At 45.3% G+C, this 15,513-nt stretch carries 17 protein-coding genes; 10 read left to right on the forward strand and 7 right to left on the reverse strand.

Features of this window, described 5'->3' with window-relative positions; translation table 11 throughout:
* Positions 1-36 precede the first annotated feature (36 nt).
* From rsmD to HUX64_RS06235, 3 genes are read right to left on the reverse strand one after another with little or no spacing between them, the layout of a single operon-like run.
* A complete protein-coding gene (rsmD, locus tag HUX64_RS06225; protein WP_174625373.1) occupies positions 37-588 on the reverse strand; it encodes a 16S rRNA (guanine(966)-N(2))-methyltransferase RsmD in 552 nt (183 codons plus the stop codon).
* Positions 578-1,891 carry a M16 family metallopeptidase gene (locus tag HUX64_RS06230; protein ID WP_174625374.1) on the reverse strand — a complete coding sequence of 438 codons (1,314 nt, stop codon included), beginning with the start codon at positions 1,889-1,891 and terminating at the stop codon, positions 578-580. Before HUX64_RS06230 ends, rsmD begins: the two co-directional genes overlap by 11 nt.
* A 12-nt stretch (positions 1,892-1,903) precedes the next feature.
* Positions 1,904-3,250, reverse strand: coding sequence for a M16 family metallopeptidase (locus tag HUX64_RS06235; protein ID WP_174625375.1), 1,347 nt, complete (start codon positions 3,248-3,250; stop codon positions 1,904-1,906).
* Positions 3,251-3,350: 100 nt separating this feature from the next.
* Between HUX64_RS06235 and cyoE the strand changes: the two genes are divergently transcribed.
* Genes cyoE through HUX64_RS06250 form a run of 3 tightly spaced genes read left to right on the forward strand, consistent with a single transcriptional unit; the run spans position 3,351 to position 6,097 of the window.
* Entirely contained in the window at positions 3,351-4,238 is an 888-nt protein-coding gene (gene cyoE / locus HUX64_RS06240; RefSeq protein ID WP_174625376.1) for a heme o synthase, read from the forward strand.
* Positions 4,235-5,263, forward strand: a complete 1,029-nt coding sequence (locus tag HUX64_RS06245; RefSeq protein ID WP_174625377.1) for a glycosyl transferase family protein — start codon at positions 4,235-4,237, stop codon at positions 5,261-5,263. The genes cyoE and HUX64_RS06245 overlap by 4 nt, the downstream gene beginning before the upstream one ends.
* A gap of 30 nt (positions 5,264-5,293) precedes the next feature.
* Positions 5,294-6,097 carry an alpha/beta hydrolase gene (locus HUX64_RS06250; RefSeq protein WP_246246927.1) on the forward strand — a complete coding sequence of 268 codons (804 nt, stop codon included), beginning with the start codon at positions 5,294-5,296 and terminating at the stop codon, positions 6,095-6,097.
* Here HUX64_RS06250 and HUX64_RS06255 read toward each other — a convergent pair.
* Positions 6,057-6,626: a PilZ domain-containing protein gene (locus tag HUX64_RS06255; protein WP_246246928.1), complete on the reverse strand. Its 570-nt coding sequence runs from the start codon at positions 6,624-6,626 to the stop codon at positions 6,057-6,059. The genes HUX64_RS06250 and HUX64_RS06255 overlap by 41 nt on opposite strands.
* A gap of 514 nt (positions 6,627-7,140) precedes the next feature.
* On the opposite strand from HUX64_RS06255, the gene bamJ reads away from it, so the two are divergent.
* From bamJ to HUX64_RS06270, 3 genes are all read left to right on the forward strand, one after another.
* Positions 7,141-7,623, forward strand: a complete 483-nt coding sequence (gene bamJ / locus HUX64_RS06260) for a BamJ family beta-barrel-assembly machinery protein (RefSeq protein ID WP_174625380.1) — start codon at positions 7,141-7,143, stop codon at positions 7,621-7,623.
* 70 nt (positions 7,624-7,693) lie between these two features.
* Positions 7,694-9,895: a bifunctional 23S rRNA (guanine(2069)-N(7))-methyltransferase RlmK/23S rRNA (guanine(2445)-N(2))-methyltransferase RlmL gene (gene rlmKL, locus HUX64_RS06265; protein ID WP_174625405.1), complete on the forward strand. Its 2,202-nt coding sequence runs from the start codon at positions 7,694-7,696 to the stop codon at positions 9,893-9,895.
* Entirely contained in the window at positions 9,895-10,167 is a 273-nt protein-coding gene (locus HUX64_RS06270) for an acylphosphatase (protein WP_174625381.1), read from the forward strand. The genes rlmKL and HUX64_RS06270 overlap by 1 nt, the downstream gene beginning before the upstream one ends.
* Positions 10,168-10,505: 338 nt before the next feature.
* On the opposite strand, the gene HUX64_RS06275 is transcribed toward HUX64_RS06270, so the two are convergent.
* The gene (locus HUX64_RS06275) at positions 10,506-10,772 is read right to left on the reverse strand and encodes an RNA recognition motif domain-containing protein (RefSeq protein WP_174625382.1); all 267 of its coding nucleotides are present in this window, start codon (positions 10,770-10,772) and stop codon (positions 10,506-10,508) included.
* A 107-nt stretch (positions 10,773-10,879) separates the two neighbouring features.
* Positions 10,880-11,086, reverse strand: coding sequence for a cold-shock protein (locus HUX64_RS06280; RefSeq protein WP_174625383.1), 207 nt, complete (start codon positions 11,084-11,086; stop codon positions 10,880-10,882).
* A 341-nt stretch (positions 11,087-11,427) separates the two neighbouring features.
* Between HUX64_RS06280 and HUX64_RS06285 the strand changes: the two genes are divergently transcribed.
* From HUX64_RS06285 to HUX64_RS06300, 4 genes are read left to right on the forward strand one after another with little or no spacing between them, the layout of a single operon-like run.
* Positions 11,428-12,306, forward strand: a complete 879-nt coding sequence (locus tag HUX64_RS06285) for a phosphate ABC transporter substrate-binding protein (protein WP_174625384.1) — start codon at positions 11,428-11,430, stop codon at positions 12,304-12,306.
* Positions 12,287-13,159 carry a phosphate ABC transporter permease subunit PstC gene (pstC, locus tag HUX64_RS06290; protein WP_174625406.1) on the forward strand — a complete coding sequence of 291 codons (873 nt, stop codon included), beginning with the start codon at positions 12,287-12,289 and terminating at the stop codon, positions 13,157-13,159. The genes HUX64_RS06285 and pstC overlap by 20 nt, the downstream gene beginning before the upstream one ends.
* Positions 13,152-14,006, forward strand: a complete 855-nt coding sequence (gene pstA, locus HUX64_RS06295) for a phosphate ABC transporter permease PstA (protein ID WP_174625385.1) — start codon at positions 13,152-13,154, stop codon at positions 14,004-14,006. Before pstC ends, pstA begins: the two co-directional genes overlap by 8 nt.
* Positions 14,006-14,812 carry a phosphate ABC transporter ATP-binding protein gene (locus HUX64_RS06300; protein ID WP_174625386.1) on the forward strand — a complete coding sequence of 269 codons (807 nt, stop codon included), beginning with the start codon at positions 14,006-14,008 and terminating at the stop codon, positions 14,810-14,812. The genes pstA and HUX64_RS06300 overlap by 1 nt, the downstream gene beginning before the upstream one ends.
* 17 nt (positions 14,813-14,829) lie before the next feature.
* On the opposite strand, the gene HUX64_RS06305 is transcribed toward HUX64_RS06300, so the two are convergent.
* Positions 14,830-15,036: a hypothetical protein gene (locus HUX64_RS06305; protein ID WP_174625387.1), complete on the reverse strand. Its 207-nt coding sequence runs from the start codon at positions 15,034-15,036 to the stop codon at positions 14,830-14,832.
* Positions 15,037-15,513 lie beyond the last annotated feature (477 nt).

Raw genomic sequence — 15,513 nt, forward strand, 5'->3', positions numbered from 1 at the left:
ATGTTTTGTTTATATGAAGTAAATGTTCAGCGGCGTCTAAACATGTTTAAACAGATGATAGCCAACATCGCCTGCCGTTTTACTTTTAAGTTGGTGCCAGGTTTCAGGCAGGCCTTCAAGCTCAAGTCTGCTTTCCGCTTCAACATAACACAAACCTTCTTTACGCAGCCATCCTTTATTTTCAAGCCAGTGACAAGTTTGCACGGCCCTATTCATGGCGAAAGGCGGATCCAAAAATACGATGTTATAAGGCTCGGCATCACCAGCCAGATAGCGAAATACATCCATTTGCACAATGTTTATTTGATCGGCAGCCAATACGATTGCATTGTTTTTTAAAGCTCGACAGGCTTGGGCGTTATTTTCCACCAGCGTGACGGACTTTGCGCCTCTGGAAGCTGCTTCAAATCCCAAAGCGCCGCTGCCTGCATATAAATCCAGGCAACGGCTGCCGATAATGTCGTTTTGCAACCAGTTGAACACTGTTTCCCGAACTCTTGCGGGCGTGGGTCTTAAGCCAGGTATATCGACAAAGCTTACTTGCCGGCTGCGCCATTGACCGCCAATAATTCTGAGCCTATTTCTCACTTTTCCTTTCTGTTTTGCCCACTGTTATGGTTTGCAGTAACTGTAAATTAACTCGATGTTTAAACGCCTCGGTAATAGAAGCTGCCGTTACTTGCTCAATTTTTTTCTGGAAATTATCCAGGTAGTCCAATGGCAGATCATAAAAACCAATCATCGCAACATAGCCGGCTAATTCCTTGTTGGTATCAAAACGCATTGCAAAACCGCCGGTAATATTTTTCTTTGCGGCGTTAAGCTCTGCTTCCGTCGGCCCGTTCGTTACGAAATCGGCCAAGGTCTGATTCAATACCTGCAAGGCTTGCGGAGTTTGATCATTGCGGGTTTGTAAACTCACTATGAAAGGGCCGGGGCGCAGCATCGGTATGAATGCACTGCTTGCGCTGTAGGCCAGCCCCCGTTTTTCCCGCACTTCTTTAAAGAGTTTGGAAACCAGTCCGCTGCCGCCCAGTATATGATTACCCACATACAGGTTAAAATAATCAGGATCCTTACGATAAGTTCCAGGCAGCCCGACCAGAACATGGGTTTGGGTGGACGGAAACTCAATATGCTGCTGCCTGGCTTTTAAAGGCATGGCTACTTCCGGCAATATCTCCGCTTTTTGACTGACAGGCAATCTTGCCAGTAAACGGGTAGCCGCTTGTTCAGCCTGTTTTCTGGACAGATTTCCGACCATTACTACCACAGCATTTGCGGCAACATAATATTTCTTATAAAAATTGCGCAGGTCATCCGCCTTAAAACTTGCCACAGTTTCCTGCATGCCTGACTCGGGATGGGCATACGGATGATTGCCATAGAGTGCTTTATAAAAAGCAATGCTTGCCAGCTCGGCCGGCGATTCTTCCCTTTGTTTTATAGCCGCTAAGGTTCTGTTTTTTTCCCGTTGAAAATCTGCCTCGTTAAAGTTTGGCTTGGTCAAGATGACCTGCATGGTTTCAAGGGCTTTGTCGAACAAGGGTTTAGCCGTTAAGGTTCGCAGCGATAGAGTAGCCATATCATGGGAAACACCCGTGCTGAATCTTGCCCCTACGCTTTCAAAGCGTTGGGCAATTTCATCGGCGTTCCACTTTCCAGCGCCGGTATCCAGCAATGCCGACGTTAATGCAGAAATACCGTACTGTTGCTCATCGCGCGCACTGCCGGCATCAAAAGCAATCTGTATATCCACCATAGGCAGATCTTCGGTATGTACATAAAAAACCCCGCTTCCCTGTGGCGTTTGCCAATGTTCAATTTTTGCAGCAGACCAGACCGACTGACTAACCATCAATAAAATAAAACCCGACAGAATTTTACGCATTATTAATCTTCCTTACTGTGTTTTGCCGGCGGCATTTGTTGTTTGAGGTTCCAGATAAGCAATGCTCAGGTGATCTTTAACCAGATATTTACGCGCTACATCACGAACCTGTTCTGCTGTAACCTGGTTGACTTTGTCTACGTATTCATCAACTTTTTGCCAGCCCAACCCTACTGTTTCCAAGATACCCAACTGCATGGCCTGGTAAAAATTTGAATCCCGCTCATAAACGTCGTTGGCTAAAACCTGCGCCTTAATGCGCTGTAGCTCATCGCTGCTTATTAATTTCTGTTGCAGTTTAGCTATTTCATCTTTTAATGCGGCTTCCATATCCCATACGGTTTTTCCTTCTGCTGGTGTGGCTTCCAGCTCAAACACATTCGAGAGTCTGGATGTTAATCCATAACCTGCTCCGGCCGAAACTGCGATTTGTTTGCCGCGCACCAGATCCGAGCTTAATCTGGCGCTATTGCCGCCGTCCAGCACACCGGCCAGAACTTCTAAGGCATAGGCTTCCCATTCATGTTCTGCCGTTTTCAATACCGGAACTTTATAGCCCATGATGATGTAAGGCAGTTTGGCAGGCACTTTTACAGTCATTTTTCGGATGCCGAGCTGTTCGATCTCGGTTTGTGGTTTCAAGCCTTTTATATCGCTGGGCTTAAGCGCGGCAAAGTACTTTTCGGCCTGCGTAAAAACAGCTTTCGGCTGTACATCGCCAACCACGACTAATGTGGCGTTATTAGGAGCGTACCAGCGTTGATACCATGCTTGCAGATCTTCGACAGTATAATTTGCGATATCTGCAGGCCAGCCGATAACCGGATTTTTATAAGGACTGTTGGAGTAAGCCATTGCCATAAAATGCTCCTGCATTTTTGCCTGGGGATTGTCATCCGTGCGCATTCTACGTTCTTCCGTCACAACCTGAAGTTCTTTTTTCAGCTCTTCAGGCAACAAGTGAAGATTTCGCATTCTATCCGCTTCCAGTGCAAAGCTGACTGGCAGTCGGGATGCCTCCATGGTTTGAAAATAAGCTGTATAATCCTGGCCAGTGAAGGCGTTCTCCTCACCGCCGTTTTCTGCAATGATTCTGGAGAATTCACCTACCGGATGTTTGTCTGTACCCTTGAACATCATGTGTTCCAGCATATGGGAAATGCCGGTAATGCCGTTAGGCTCATAGCTTGAGCCGACTTTGTACCAGACTTGAGAAACCACAACCGGCGAACGATGATCTTCCTTAACCAGTACTTTAAGGCCATTCGCCAAATTATGCTCTGACACTTTAGTCGCTGCACTGCTTGTAAACACCTGCAGGCAAAGCAAAACGGCCCATACTGTTAATCGATTTTTCATAACTCCCTCTTTGATAAATGTTAAGCGCCTCGGACTATTTCAATAATCCATTGTTCACTGTATTCTATAGAATAATAAAAAAGTTGGAATTTATTAATTAATGATAAACGACTCTCTCCTGCCTTTATGGAGGAACTATCTTGAGCTGTGCAAACCAAAAGTTGTTGCGGAAATGCTTTTTACGGCGGTTGTCGGCATGTTGCTAGCCGTTCCAGGAAGGCCGCCTCTGGTGCCTTTTATCAGCAGCCTCATAGGCATCGCCCTGGCCGCATCCTCAGCCGCAGCCATTAATCATTTTATTGATCAAAAAGCTGATGCGAAAATGAGCCGCACCGAAAATCGCCCGTTGCCAAAAGGTGAATTGAATTCTGCCAATGTGATCGCTTTTGCAATCATTTTGGGGATAAGCGCGATGCTGTTGCTGGTTTTTACTGGCAATGCCTTAACGGCCATATTGACGTTTCTGTCATTATTCGGCTACGCCATCATTTATACGGTTTACCTTAAAAAAATGACTCCGCAAAACATTGTTATTGGCGGGGCCTTCGGCGCTACTCCTCCGCTGCTGGGCTGGTGCGCGATGACCGGTGAAGTGCATCCCTACGCGCTGCTTCTGGTGCTGATTATTTTCGTCTGGACGCCGCCGCATTTCTGGGCATTAGCTATTGCCAGACGTGAAGAATACGCGAAAGCCGGAATACCGATGCTGCCGGTGACACACGGACCGGAGTTTACCCGCTTGCAGATACTGCTTTACACGGTATTGTTATTCATTGTTACGCTGCTGCCTTATTTGACCGGCATGAGCGGCCTGATTTATCTGGCATCCGCGGTATTATTGAATATCGGCTTTATGTATTGCGTCATTTTGATGATGCGCAATAAAGACAATAAAACCGCGATGAAGACGTTCGGCTATTCAATATTTTATATAACCGTCCTGTTCGCGGCTTTATTAATCGATCATTATGTCAGGCTACCTTTATGAATTTCACTCATCATGAGCAAAGCCCGCGGCCGGAACATCCGTTCGCGCCTTTCATTCGCATACTTGGCAAAGGCAAAAAAGGTTCAAGGCCGCTGACTCAGGAGGAAGCCTGTCAAGCCATGAAAATGATCATGGCCGATGAAGTGCTGCCTGTTCAACTCGGCGCCTTCTTGATGCTAATGCGGGTCAAGGAAGAGACGCCGGAAGAGTTGGCGGGTTTCGTCCTGGCGGCACGGGAAGCCGGCCATCTTGCCAGTGACAAGGTGGTAACAGTTGACCTGGACTGGTCTTCATATGCAGGAAAGCGCCGTCATTTGCCGTGGTTTCTGCTTTCAGCTTTATTATTGGCGGAAAATCATATTACTGTCTTTATGCATGGCTCCAGCGGGCACTCTGCCGGAAGATTATATACGCAAGCCATGTTGAGCTATCTAGGCTTAAACGCTGCAAGCTCGATTGAACAAGCCAGGCTGCAACTGGAGCAACAGCATTTCAGCTATTTGTCTTTGGAGCAATTCTGTCCAAAACTGCATGAAATCATAGAACTGCGTCCACTAATGGGCTTGCGCTCGCCGGTGCATACGCTGGTGCGTCTGTTAAACCCTTTTAATGCCCCATACAGTATTCAAGGCATCTTTCATCCGGGCTATCGCCCCGTGCATCAGCAGGCGGCAGCTTTATTGCAGCAGCCCCATGCAGCGGTATTGAAAGGCGAGGGCGGTGAAACCGAACGTAATCCTGATATGGACTGCCTGGTACAAAGCGTGCATAACGGTGAATTAGCCGATGAAAACTGGCCGGCTTTATTTCGACGCAGGCATATGAAGCCTGATCAACTTGATCCGAAGCAACTGGCTTTAATCTGGCAGGGTAAAAGCGCGGATGAGTTTGCCGAAGCGACGGTCATCGGCACTGCCGCCATTGCGCTTAAATTGTTAGGCAAGGCGGATACTCAGGAACAGGCCCATAACCTGGCCAGTGATTACTGGCTAGCCCGGGATAAACAAAAATTTGCGAGTTCATGATCCACACATCGGTTCATGATTTTTAAGCGCATGCTTTCGATACTGCTGCCTTATTTTCTGTTCCTGCTCATCATTTTTCTGCTGCAACGAAAAATGATCTATTTTCCTGAAACCCATTCCATTGAGCAGCAGCAGGAACTTGCTAAACAATTAAACCTGACGCTATGGCCGTCTAAAGATAATTACCTGGGACTTGTTTCTCGAACAATCAAAACCGCCTGCAAAGGCACAATTATCGTTTTTCATGGCAATGCGGGATCGGCAATAAATCGGGTCTTTTATATAGAAGCCCTGGAAAGGCAGGGTTACCGCGTCATTCTGGCAGAATATCCAGGCTATGGCGCCAGAACAGGTTCGCCATCGGAGGCGGCTATGGTTTCAGAAGGTATTCAAACCGTAAAACGGGTATTGAATGATTTTGGCGAGCCTATTTTTCTTTGGGGAGAGTCATTGGGCAGCGGCGTTGTCAGCGGTATTGTGCAAACGAGGCAAATTCCCATAAAAGGCATTATCCTGGTCGCGCCTTTTGACAGTCTGGCTAATATTGCACAACATCATTACTGGTTTTTTCTCGCTAAATGGTTGACGCTTGACAGATTTGACAATATTAAAAATATGCAGAATTACCTAGGAAGTACTGCGATTCTAATCGCTGAAAAAGATGAAATTATCCCTAACAAATACAGCTTAAAGCTTTTTAACTCCCTTACCCATAAAAAGAAACTCTGGACATTCAAGGAGGCCGGGCATAATAGTTTTCCTATGGGCCCGGAACTGGACTGGTGGAAAGAGATCATGCAGTTTGTGGAGGGGCAAAACGGGGTATCCCTTTAACTAGGGTTTTTCCCATATGCATATATTGCAAACCGATTAAGGTTCCGCAATTATCGCTGTAGTCAACCCAAACGATTTTTATTTCCCCCTCCAATTCCAGCTGTGGAAACTTAAATAAAGTTATAGCGCCTTCTTCAACCGCAATAATTTCATCAAGGCGTATCATTAAACCTTCTACCGAAACATTGACTGCATTAAATTCACGATATTTTTTATTTAATAAAATTTGTCCGGGCCCGGGCATATGTTTTCTATAAGCTTTTCTTTTATACAGCAAATTGTCAATATCATAGGCAACGGTTTTAAATTCCAGAGCAAGAAAAATATGATTATTTAATAGATCAACTCTGCTTACCTCAACTTCACCAGCCAAGCGCATTTCCGGAAGATAAAAATCAATCAGGGTCGAAGCCAATAAATTATTAAAAATATCCCTGACCTCAGTGTTTTCGCCACTATTATTTAATTCGGCCAGCACCCCCGTTATGGAAAGATTTTTGATAGTAATTTCCAGTTCTTCACCGCCCATATATATCAGACCCTGGGAGGCAAGATTTTTACGATAAGGTCGATCCAAATATGTATTCATCGGGTTCCCCCATTGAGTTTCCGCTTTTATTATTACTTGGTTACTGTATAAGATATTCTTTGTAATTATAGTGTCTGATTTATATTTAGCTTTTTTCTTTAAACTGTTTCTGCTTACCAGCCATTAGTATCTCAATCTCATGCATTAATAAAGGAAAACAGCGTCCAGAGCTTGAGGAATTTGTCGGGCCACCAATTTTGCTGAATATACGAGGTTATTACAGAGCGGTAATTTCGATATGAGAGGCAAGGAATTTATATTTTGCCTGCCCTCGGGGGACATTGCGGTTATTTGCAAAAGTTATAAAAATCGGAGTTATTGAGGATAACGGGTGAGTAACTAATCCGGCGCGTATTTCAGTCATCCTGAAATCTGCCCAATGAATTGAAAGGCAAAAGCTGTTTTTTTGATAAACTATTCAGTTATATTAAATAAAAATAAAAAAGGAGAAACTGTGAAAAACATTCAAACTCAACTTATTTCAATCGTCATCGTCATTCTTATAGGATTTACAATGTTTTCAATAGCCAATGCGACTTCACCTGAAGAAAATAAGGCCGCAGGTAAAACTTTTCTTGCAGAAAATACTAAAAAACCCAATATCGTAACCACAGCAAGCGGCTTGCAATATGAGGTTTTAACGAAAGGCAAAGGAACCGCTTCGCCTTCGGCAACTGATAGCGTAACGGTTCATTACAAGGGAACCACTCTGGATGGTGAAGAGTTTGATAGTTCCTACAGCCGGGGCGAACCCGCTACCTTTCCGTTAAACAGGGTTATCGCAGGCTGGACTGAAGGCGTTCAATTAATGAAAGAAGGTGATAAATTCCGTTTTTACATTCCGTCGGAACTGGCCTATGGCGAGCAGGGAGCAGGCCGTTCAATTGGTCCGAATGAAACCCTGATCTTTGATGTTGAGCTTATCAAAATTCAATAAAAAATAAGCGCAAGGCGCAAATCCAGAGACTAAAAAACTATTTCTATCCTGCGCCTTGCACTATAGGCTAATGTCCATTTACCAGCTATTCGCCACTACGCCAAAAGCGATGGAAACCATTCTAGCCGAAGAGCTTCAGGCGCTCGGCATGACTGGCATTAAACTTTCCGTCGCTGGCGTCGCTTTTGAAGGAAATCTCGAAACTGCTTACCGGGTTTGCCTGTGGTCCAGAATAGCGAACAGGGTTTTACTGGTGTTGAGTTCGTTTCAGGTAAAAACCCAGAATGATCTATATGATGGCGTAGCCAGAATAAACTGGTTTGAACATATGGAACCCGAAGACAGTTTGGCCGTCTCGTTCAGCGCCAAAAACTCCGCCGCAATTAACAATACCCATTTCAGTGCCTTAAAAGTTAAAGATGCCATTGTCGATCAGATGCGTGCGAAATTTCACAAGCGCCCCAGCATTAATACGGATCAGCCCCATATCCGGATCAATGTTTATTTGCATGGAGAAACAGCTCAGCTGAGCCTGGATCTTTCAGGTGAAAGTCTGCATCGACGCGGTTATCGGGATATTAATATTAAAGCGCCTATCAAGGAAAATCTTGCTGCCGCCATGTTACTGCGCAGTGAATGGCCGAAAATAGCCAAACAAAATGGCTCGTTACTAGATCCCATGTGCGGCTCCGGAACCTTGTTACTGGAAGGGGCAATGATGGCGGCCGATTATGCTCCTGGCCTGCTGCGCGACTATTACGGCTTTACCGGCTGGAAAAAGCATGATGCTGACTGCTGGCAGAGATTGCGTAAAGAAGCAGAGCAACGTAAAAATGCAGGTCTTGCAAGACTGCCGGTTATCGCGGGATTTGATCAAGATCGCCAAACGATCGGGGCGGCCTTGACGCACATAGCCAATGCCGGGCTACAGAACAAAATTCATGTTGAACGCAGGGACATTGAAGATGCGGAACCTGCAGAAAGCTGGAACCCCGGTTTAGTGATCTGTAATCCGCCTTATGGAGAGCGCCTAGGTGATGAAAAGGAAACAGCAGAATTGTATAAAAAATTTGGCGAAACCCTGAAGTCTCATTATGTCGGCTGGAAAGCGGCGATAATTATCCGCAATCCGGAACTGGGCTTTCGACTTGGCATCCGTTCCCAGAAACCGGTTACCCTGTTTAACGGGGCGCTTGAATGTAAATTACTGCGAATGGATATTGTAGAAAGCGCTTTTTTTATTCCCAAAGCCAAAACCCGGGAAGAACGAATAAGCCGGCTGGCTGAAGCAAGCAAAATGCCCCAAATCGATACCGGTGCTGAAATGTTTGCCAATCGCCTCAAAAAGAATCTGAAAAAGCTGTCAAAATGGGCTAGGCAAAACCATATAAACTGCTATCGTTTGTATGATGCGGATTTACCGGAATATGCCGTCGCTGTTGATATTTATCAGAACGATCAAAGCTGGGTGATTGTGCAGGAATATGAGCCGCCTAAAAGCATTGATCGGCAAAAAGCAGAGCAAAGGCTGGCTGGGCTGTTAGCTGAAATACCCCGAGTGCTTGAGATCAAGCGTGAGCAGGTTTTCCTGAAAATACGCAGCAAGCAGAAAAGTACCGACCAGTACGAGAAACACGCCGACCTGCGGCGTTTTCATATTATTGAAGAAGGCGGCTGTAAATTGCAGGTGAATTTGGAAGATTATCTGGATACCGGACTATTTCTTGACCATCGGCCAATACGCATGATGATTCAGCAGCAGGCTAACGATAAGCGCTTTTTAAACCTGTTCGGCTATACCGGCAGCGCCACGGTACATGCGGCAATGGGCGGGGCTAAAGCAACTACAACAGTCGATATGTCTGCTACTTATCTCAATTGGGCCAAAAGCAATATGAAGCTGAATAACTTTCCGGAAGCGTCTAAGCATGAATTTATCCAGGCCGATTGCCTGGCCTGGCTGGCCCAGGAAACCAGACAACTTTATTGCAGGCAATATGACTTGATTTTTCTCGATCCCCCTACTTTCTCCAATTCAAAACGGATGACTGATGTGTTTGATGTACAAAATGATTATATACAATTAATAAATAATGCAGTTTCGCTGTTGGCGCCGGGTGGCATTTTATACTTTTCGACCAATTTCAGACAGTTTAAACTCGACAGTCTGGCATTACCCAAATTAGCTATAGAAAATATTTCAGCAGCAACTATTCCGGAAGATTTTGCCCGCAGCCCAAAAATACATCATTGCTGGAGAATACACGCATAATGCGCAAAGTTAGGATTCTGGTTTCCGGCCGGGTTCAAGGCGTTTATTTCCGCGTCTTTACCCAGAATAAAGCCAAGCATTTTGCGGTAAAAGGCAGCGTTAAAAATCTACCCGATGGCCGGGTGGAAATTATTGCTGAAGCGGCAGAAGATACAACCATTGAAAAGTTTATCAAATGGTGCCAAAAAGGGCCTGTAACTGCCCGGGTTGATGAGATTGAAGTTGCTGAACTTCAATGCGATGAAGTATTAACATCATTCGAAATAATATAACCCTGCAAAAGCCGGATATCTGAGATGATGAAATATCGATCAGTATTATTCTTATCTAAAATTTGCAATCAGGCTATGGGTGATAGCCATAGCCAGTATAAGGAGAAATGCAAGAGGCAAAAATAGATGTTTTTGGCATAATGAGGAGTTCTGTATGCAGACTGGGATTAGCGTTAGTTTATGTAAAGTGATGAATAGCTGATCGAAGCTGCCTTACTCATCCGGCTTCCCGGTAGCATTAAGCTGCCCATTCAATCTTTGCCCCGGCCCAGGGTTGTGGCTTTATGTCGGCTAAAGCAAAGTAATTAACCAAGTAAAAGAGTTATGCTGCTCTTCTTTTAATGACGTCTGCCGTTTCTGCCTGCTGCGGGATCTTCAAATTTAACTTTTAAAGGCTTTCCGCAATACAGATTGCCATCGAGTCCAGCAATAGCGGCTCTGGCTTCGTGGCCTTCCATGCCGACAAAGCCGAAACCACGGCATTTGCCGCTAAATATATCGGCAACAAGTTGAATGGAGCGAACTTTGCCATATTCGGAAAATAAAGCTTGTACAGTTTCTTCAGTGGCATCGCTAGGTAGATTTCCTACAAAAAGTCGTTTCAAAAGACATGTCCTAAATAAAGGTGAATTGATGGGCCGGCGCTGCCGGTTACACCACAACCCCGCCTGTTATGTCTGTCGGGATTGGGAATAAATAAAGTAACCCGGCTTTAAGTGGGAGTTACATTTGTTGCCTGCGGGCCTTTAGGACCTGATTCTACTTCATATTTGACGGATTGACCTTCAGCCAGTGTGCGGTAACCGCCATCGCTTGCGATGGCAGAAAAGTGCACGAAAACATCAGCACTGCCATCACTGGGCGAAATAAAACCAAAACCTTTGGACTCGTTGAACCATTTAACTTTACCTGTTGCCATGTAACACCTCAATACCCATCGGGCATAAATAAATCAATAAAATATTCGATTGCAAATCATACCTGGCACAAAGGAAAAAGCGGATGGAATTTCTGAAAAGTGCTGATTAACATGCAAAACTTTAGTAGAAGTCTCAAATAGTCTCCACCATTACATTATAGAGGTTAATTTCTTGCATAGCCATCAAAAAATTTGGAGTATAGCCAGGTCTATATAAAAATGCGTTCAGCAAGTAGCGATGATAGAAAAGCGGGTTATTTTCTTTGCATGAAAGTCGCTTATTATTTTACTAGCGTTATCTTTGCTGATATAACCTGATTGAACCGCAAAACAGGGTTTATATGCTAATTAGTGGTGGTCGTAAAAATATTATTAAAAGAGCCAAGAAACAAGCGCTCGATTGGCTTACCGGATTATTATTAATTTTAATTATTGCCGGATGTACTAAAAACGAAAGCTTAAATGCAGCAGGCTCAACTACCGTATTGCCGATTGTGGTATTAGCTGCAGAACGCTTTAAGGCCCTGCATGGCGTAAATGTTATTGTTAATGCAGGAGGTTCGGGTGTGGGAATAAATCAGCTAGGCGAGGGGAAAATAGCAATCGGTATGATTTCCAGGAATATTTCTGATGCTGAAATCAAACGCTATCCAAACGTGAACTTTGTTGTTCACTCCATAGGCAAGGATGCAGTAGTGCCGGTAGTCTCATCTGAAATTTACGATGCCGGAATAAAATCGCTGTCCCTGCGACAAATCGGTAAAATTTATTTGGGAGAAATTACTAGCTGGAAACAGCTTGGCGGACCGGATAAGGATATTCTGGTCATTGATAAAGAAAAATCCCGCGGAACTCGCCATGTTTTTATGGAGATTGTGTTGGGCGATAAAGAGGTGAGCGCGCCGGGAGCAGATTTGGTGCTGGGTGACAATAATGAAGAGCAAACTGCTGTTATGCAAAGTGATTCGGCCATCGGGATGCTTTCCAATGCCTGGCTTAATAGTGATGTAAAAGGCTTGTCCATTATTTTGCAGAATGGCTCGACTGTTGAGCCGAAGCTGGAAAATATTAGTAACGGCAGATTTCCCATTACGCGTGATCTGTTGCTGGTTACCAGTGGCGAACCGGCGGGAAATATTAAAGCCTTTATTGATTTTATCTTAAGTGATGAAGGGCAAAAAATTGTCCGTGATTCCGGTTATGTCAGCCTGGAGCAATAGAATCGGGCGAGCTTATATTCTAATAAGCACGCTTATCAGCGCCATCATTATTTTGCTGATTGCGCTGGTATTGTTTATATACAGCTGGGAGGCCATCAGTCAGCAGCGTGCCGACCTTTTCACCTCGATCTGGAATCCTGCGGCCGGTCAGTTCGGCATACTGGCAATGCTGTACGGCTCGCTGATGGTGACAGTTATCGCTTTAGCCATTGCCATTCCATTGGGCCTGGCGACAGCCTTATTTACTTCCGAGATGCTCGGGGTCAGATACCGGTTCCATGTCAAATTCCTGCTGGAATTACTTGCAGGTATTCCATCTGTTTTATATGGACTGATTGGCGTGGCTTTTTTCAGTGTCTGGCTGGGCGATCTTTTTGATTTGCAGTCCGGTCGAACCATTTTGACTGCCGGTATATTACTTGCCATCATGGTGCTGCCGACCATTATCACGCTAGGCGATGATGCGCTGCATAATGTGCCGCGGCAATATCGGGAAGCTGCCCAAGGTCTGGGTTTATATCCGCACGAAGTAATTATCCATATCGTCTTGCCGCTGGCAAAAACAGATATTGCCGGGGCGGTACTGCTGGCTTTAGGCCGGGCTTTGGGGGAAACCATGGCGGTTATGCTGGTGATTGGCGGCATTGATAAAATCCCGCCCTCCTTAGTCAATATTATGGTTCCGGGACAGACAATTACTTCCAAGCTCGGACGAGAAATAGAGGAAACGGCATTTGCCTCCATGCATTTTAGTGCGCTGATTTTTATGGGCTTGGCATTGCTGGTTATGGTGCTGGCGCTGACGGCTATTGCGCAACATTATTTCAGGCCGGGACTGCGCCTCTATGAATAGAAACAGCAGATACGCAGCAAATTATTTGTTTACCGCTGTTGTCTGGAGTGCAGTCATTATTTGCTGTGCATTACTATGTTTTTTGTTGTCAACCATTATCTGGAATGGCGTATACGCTCTTTCTTTTAAGTTTTTGCTAAGCCCCGCCTCGGGTTTTGGTGCCAATGGCGGCATTATTTATCAAATCACAGGCAGCATCTTGCTGATTGCAGTAACCGCAATTATCAGCTTGCCCATTGCGCTCGGCGTCGCCATTTATAAAAGCGAATTTCTTAAAAGCTGCCGATTACAACGCTTAAGCAATCTTTTGATCTATGGGCTAAATGGCGTTCCTTCAGTGATTTTTGGTATTTTTGGGCTGATTTTTTTTGTTAATTTATTAGGAGCGGGAATTTCCTGGTTTGCCGGGGCAATTATCCTTGCCATCATGATTTTACCCACCATTGTTTTATCAACCTATCAGGCCATCAACAGCATCCCTACCATTTACCGGGAAAGCGCGCAAGCTTTAGGTCTTGATACATGGCAGATAATTACCCGGGTTTTACTGCCGCAAGGCCTGGACGGAGCAATTACCGGACTGCTGATTGGTCTGGCGCGGGCCATTGGTGAAACAGCGCCGATTATGTTTGTCGCCACAGCTTTTTCCGGCGTGGATATTCCCGATTCATTGAATGGACCCATAACCACGCTGCCTACCCATATTCTGGCATTGGCCAAGCAGGCGACTGACGCGCAGGCTTTACAAAATGCCTGGGGCGCCGGTTTAGTATTGCTGTGTTTGGTTATGCTGTTAGGTTTTGCTGCGCTGATGGGCAGGATTCGATTAAAAACGAGGTGGCAATAATGACCGGCAAACCGGCACTTAAGCTTGTTGCGCCTGTTGTGTCTGGCGCAACCGCGCTTATTGAGGCGGAAAAATTTAACGTCTGGTTTCACGACACCCAGGTACTGAAAGACATTGCCGTTTCCTTCGACAAGGGCTTGATTAACTGCATTGTGGGCCCTTCGGGCGGCGGCAAGTCAACATTTATCCGCAGCATTAATCGCATTAATGACGGTATTGACGGCTTTGTTGTTCAAGGCGAGTTATCTTTCAAGGGGAGGAATATTTATGCAGCCGGCACTGATGTAACGCAGATAAGAAAAGCCATCGGCATAGTCTTTCAAAAGCCTTGCGTCTTTCCTAAATCCATTAGCGAAAATGTGCTGTTTGGCCTGCAGCCGTTGCGCATAACCAAGCTGGAAAAATTATGCGTAGTTGAAAAGCAGCTTAAAGCGGTGTCATTATGGAAAGAAGTCTCGCATCGCTTGAATGACCCGGCAACATCCCTATCTATCGGTCAGCAGCAACGGCTTTGTATAGCCAGAACCCTGGCGATTAATCCTGAAGTGATTTTGCTTGATGAGCCTACCTCGGCACTGGATCCGGTTTCAACCCGCGCCATAGAAGAATTGATGCTGAAACTTAAAGACCGCTACACCCTTGTTTTTGTCACCCATAACATCCAGCAAGCCAAACGTATCGCTGACAAACTGATATTCATATGCGAGGGCCAGATCATAGAACAGGGTGATAAAGACAAGCTGTTTAATCAGCCTGAGCATGAACGAACACGCATTTATCTACATGATGAATATTGTGAATGCTAAACAGATTCCAAGTAATATTAGCCGGGTTTAACGTTATCTTCTATGCCAATCGTGCCTGTGCCAATTATGCCGGTTTGGCCGCCATTGGTCCGGGCCATGGTTATAAAAGCGGGGCAGAGGGCCGTAAAAATTTCGACTCGGATAATATGGCCGGTATCTAAATCCGGGTGAATAACGGTAATCGTAATAAATGTTCCAGCCCGGCCCGGGATATCTATAGCCATAGTCATAATTGTAGTTTCTATAAACGGGAGGACCGCCGAACTCCAGGTATATGCCGCCGCCTGACTGATGGGCGCTTGCGCTATAGGAAAATAGGCTGACCAGCCCTATAAACAGGGCTGGCATAATCAAGGCAAATGATTTTTTCATAATTATCTCCGGGATATGGCAGATGAATTATTGTATGCAAACGATCTGAATGAACGCTGAATTCCTGTAATTACAGATAGGAAAAGATGAGTAATTCATGAATGAATAGTCCATCTAATGAGCTTATAGTTCCCTGATTTAATCAAATCGACTTGCCGGCTTTGGACCTCGGCTTGAAGGTCAGAGCGCTTGCCAAAAGCGCAGCATTGTCGCTCTCGCTGGCGCTGATGCAGACCTTGTCCCGATCATGGGCTTCATCCCAACGGGGATATTTCCTTATTGCTAATAAACTCCATTTCGACACCGGTGCAAAACAACCAACTAACGGT

The sequence above is a fragment of the Candidatus Methylobacter favarea genome (genome assembly GCF_902806695.1).
In the GTDB taxonomy this organism is placed as follows: domain Bacteria; phylum Pseudomonadota; class Gammaproteobacteria; order Methylococcales; family Methylomonadaceae; genus Methylobacter_B; species Methylobacter_B favarea.

Excerpts from the sequence above, each read along its gene's own strand:
- pstC (WP_174625406.1), top strand. The coding sequence starts at position 12,287 with ATGTCAGCCTGGAGCAATAGAATCGGGCGAGCTTATATTCTAATAAGC.
- cyoE (WP_174625376.1), top strand. The coding sequence starts at position 3,351 with ATGATAAACGACTCTCTCCTGCCTTTATGGAGGAACTATCTTGAGCTG.
- HUX64_RS06280 (WP_174625383.1), bottom strand. The coding sequence starts at position 11,086 with ATGGCAACAGGTAAAGTTAAATGGTTCAACGAGTCCAAAGGTTTTGGT.
- HUX64_RS06250 (WP_246246927.1), top strand. The coding sequence starts at position 5,294 with ATGCTTTCGATACTGCTGCCTTATTTTCTGTTCCTGCTCATCATTTTT.
- rlmKL (WP_174625405.1), top strand. The coding sequence starts at position 7,694 with ATGTCCATTTACCAGCTATTCGCCACTACGCCAAAAGCGATGGAAACC.
- HUX64_RS06270 (WP_174625381.1), top strand. The coding sequence starts at position 9,895 with ATGCGCAAAGTTAGGATTCTGGTTTCCGGCCGGGTTCAAGGCGTTTAT.
- HUX64_RS06235 (WP_174625375.1), bottom strand. The coding sequence starts at position 3,250 with ATGAAAAATCGATTAACAGTATGGGCCGTTTTGCTTTGCCTGCAGGTG.
- HUX64_RS06255 (WP_246246928.1), bottom strand. The coding sequence starts at position 6,626 with ATGGGCGGTGAAGAACTGGAAATTACTATCAAAAATCTTTCCATAACG.
- pstA (WP_174625385.1), top strand. The coding sequence starts at position 13,152 with ATGAATAGAAACAGCAGATACGCAGCAAATTATTTGTTTACCGCTGTT.
- HUX64_RS06300 (WP_174625386.1), top strand. The coding sequence starts at position 14,006 with ATGACCGGCAAACCGGCACTTAAGCTTGTTGCGCCTGTTGTGTCTGGC.
- HUX64_RS06285 (WP_174625384.1), top strand. The coding sequence starts at position 11,428 with ATGCTAATTAGTGGTGGTCGTAAAAATATTATTAAAAGAGCCAAGAAA.
- HUX64_RS06305 (WP_174625387.1), bottom strand. The coding sequence starts at position 15,036 with ATGGCTATAGATATCCCGGGCCGGGCTGGAACATTTATTACGATTACC.
- HUX64_RS06230 (WP_174625374.1), bottom strand. The coding sequence starts at position 1,891 with ATGCGTAAAATTCTGTCGGGTTTTATTTTATTGATGGTTAGTCAGTCG.
- HUX64_RS06245 (WP_174625377.1), top strand. The coding sequence starts at position 4,235 with ATGAATTTCACTCATCATGAGCAAAGCCCGCGGCCGGAACATCCGTTC.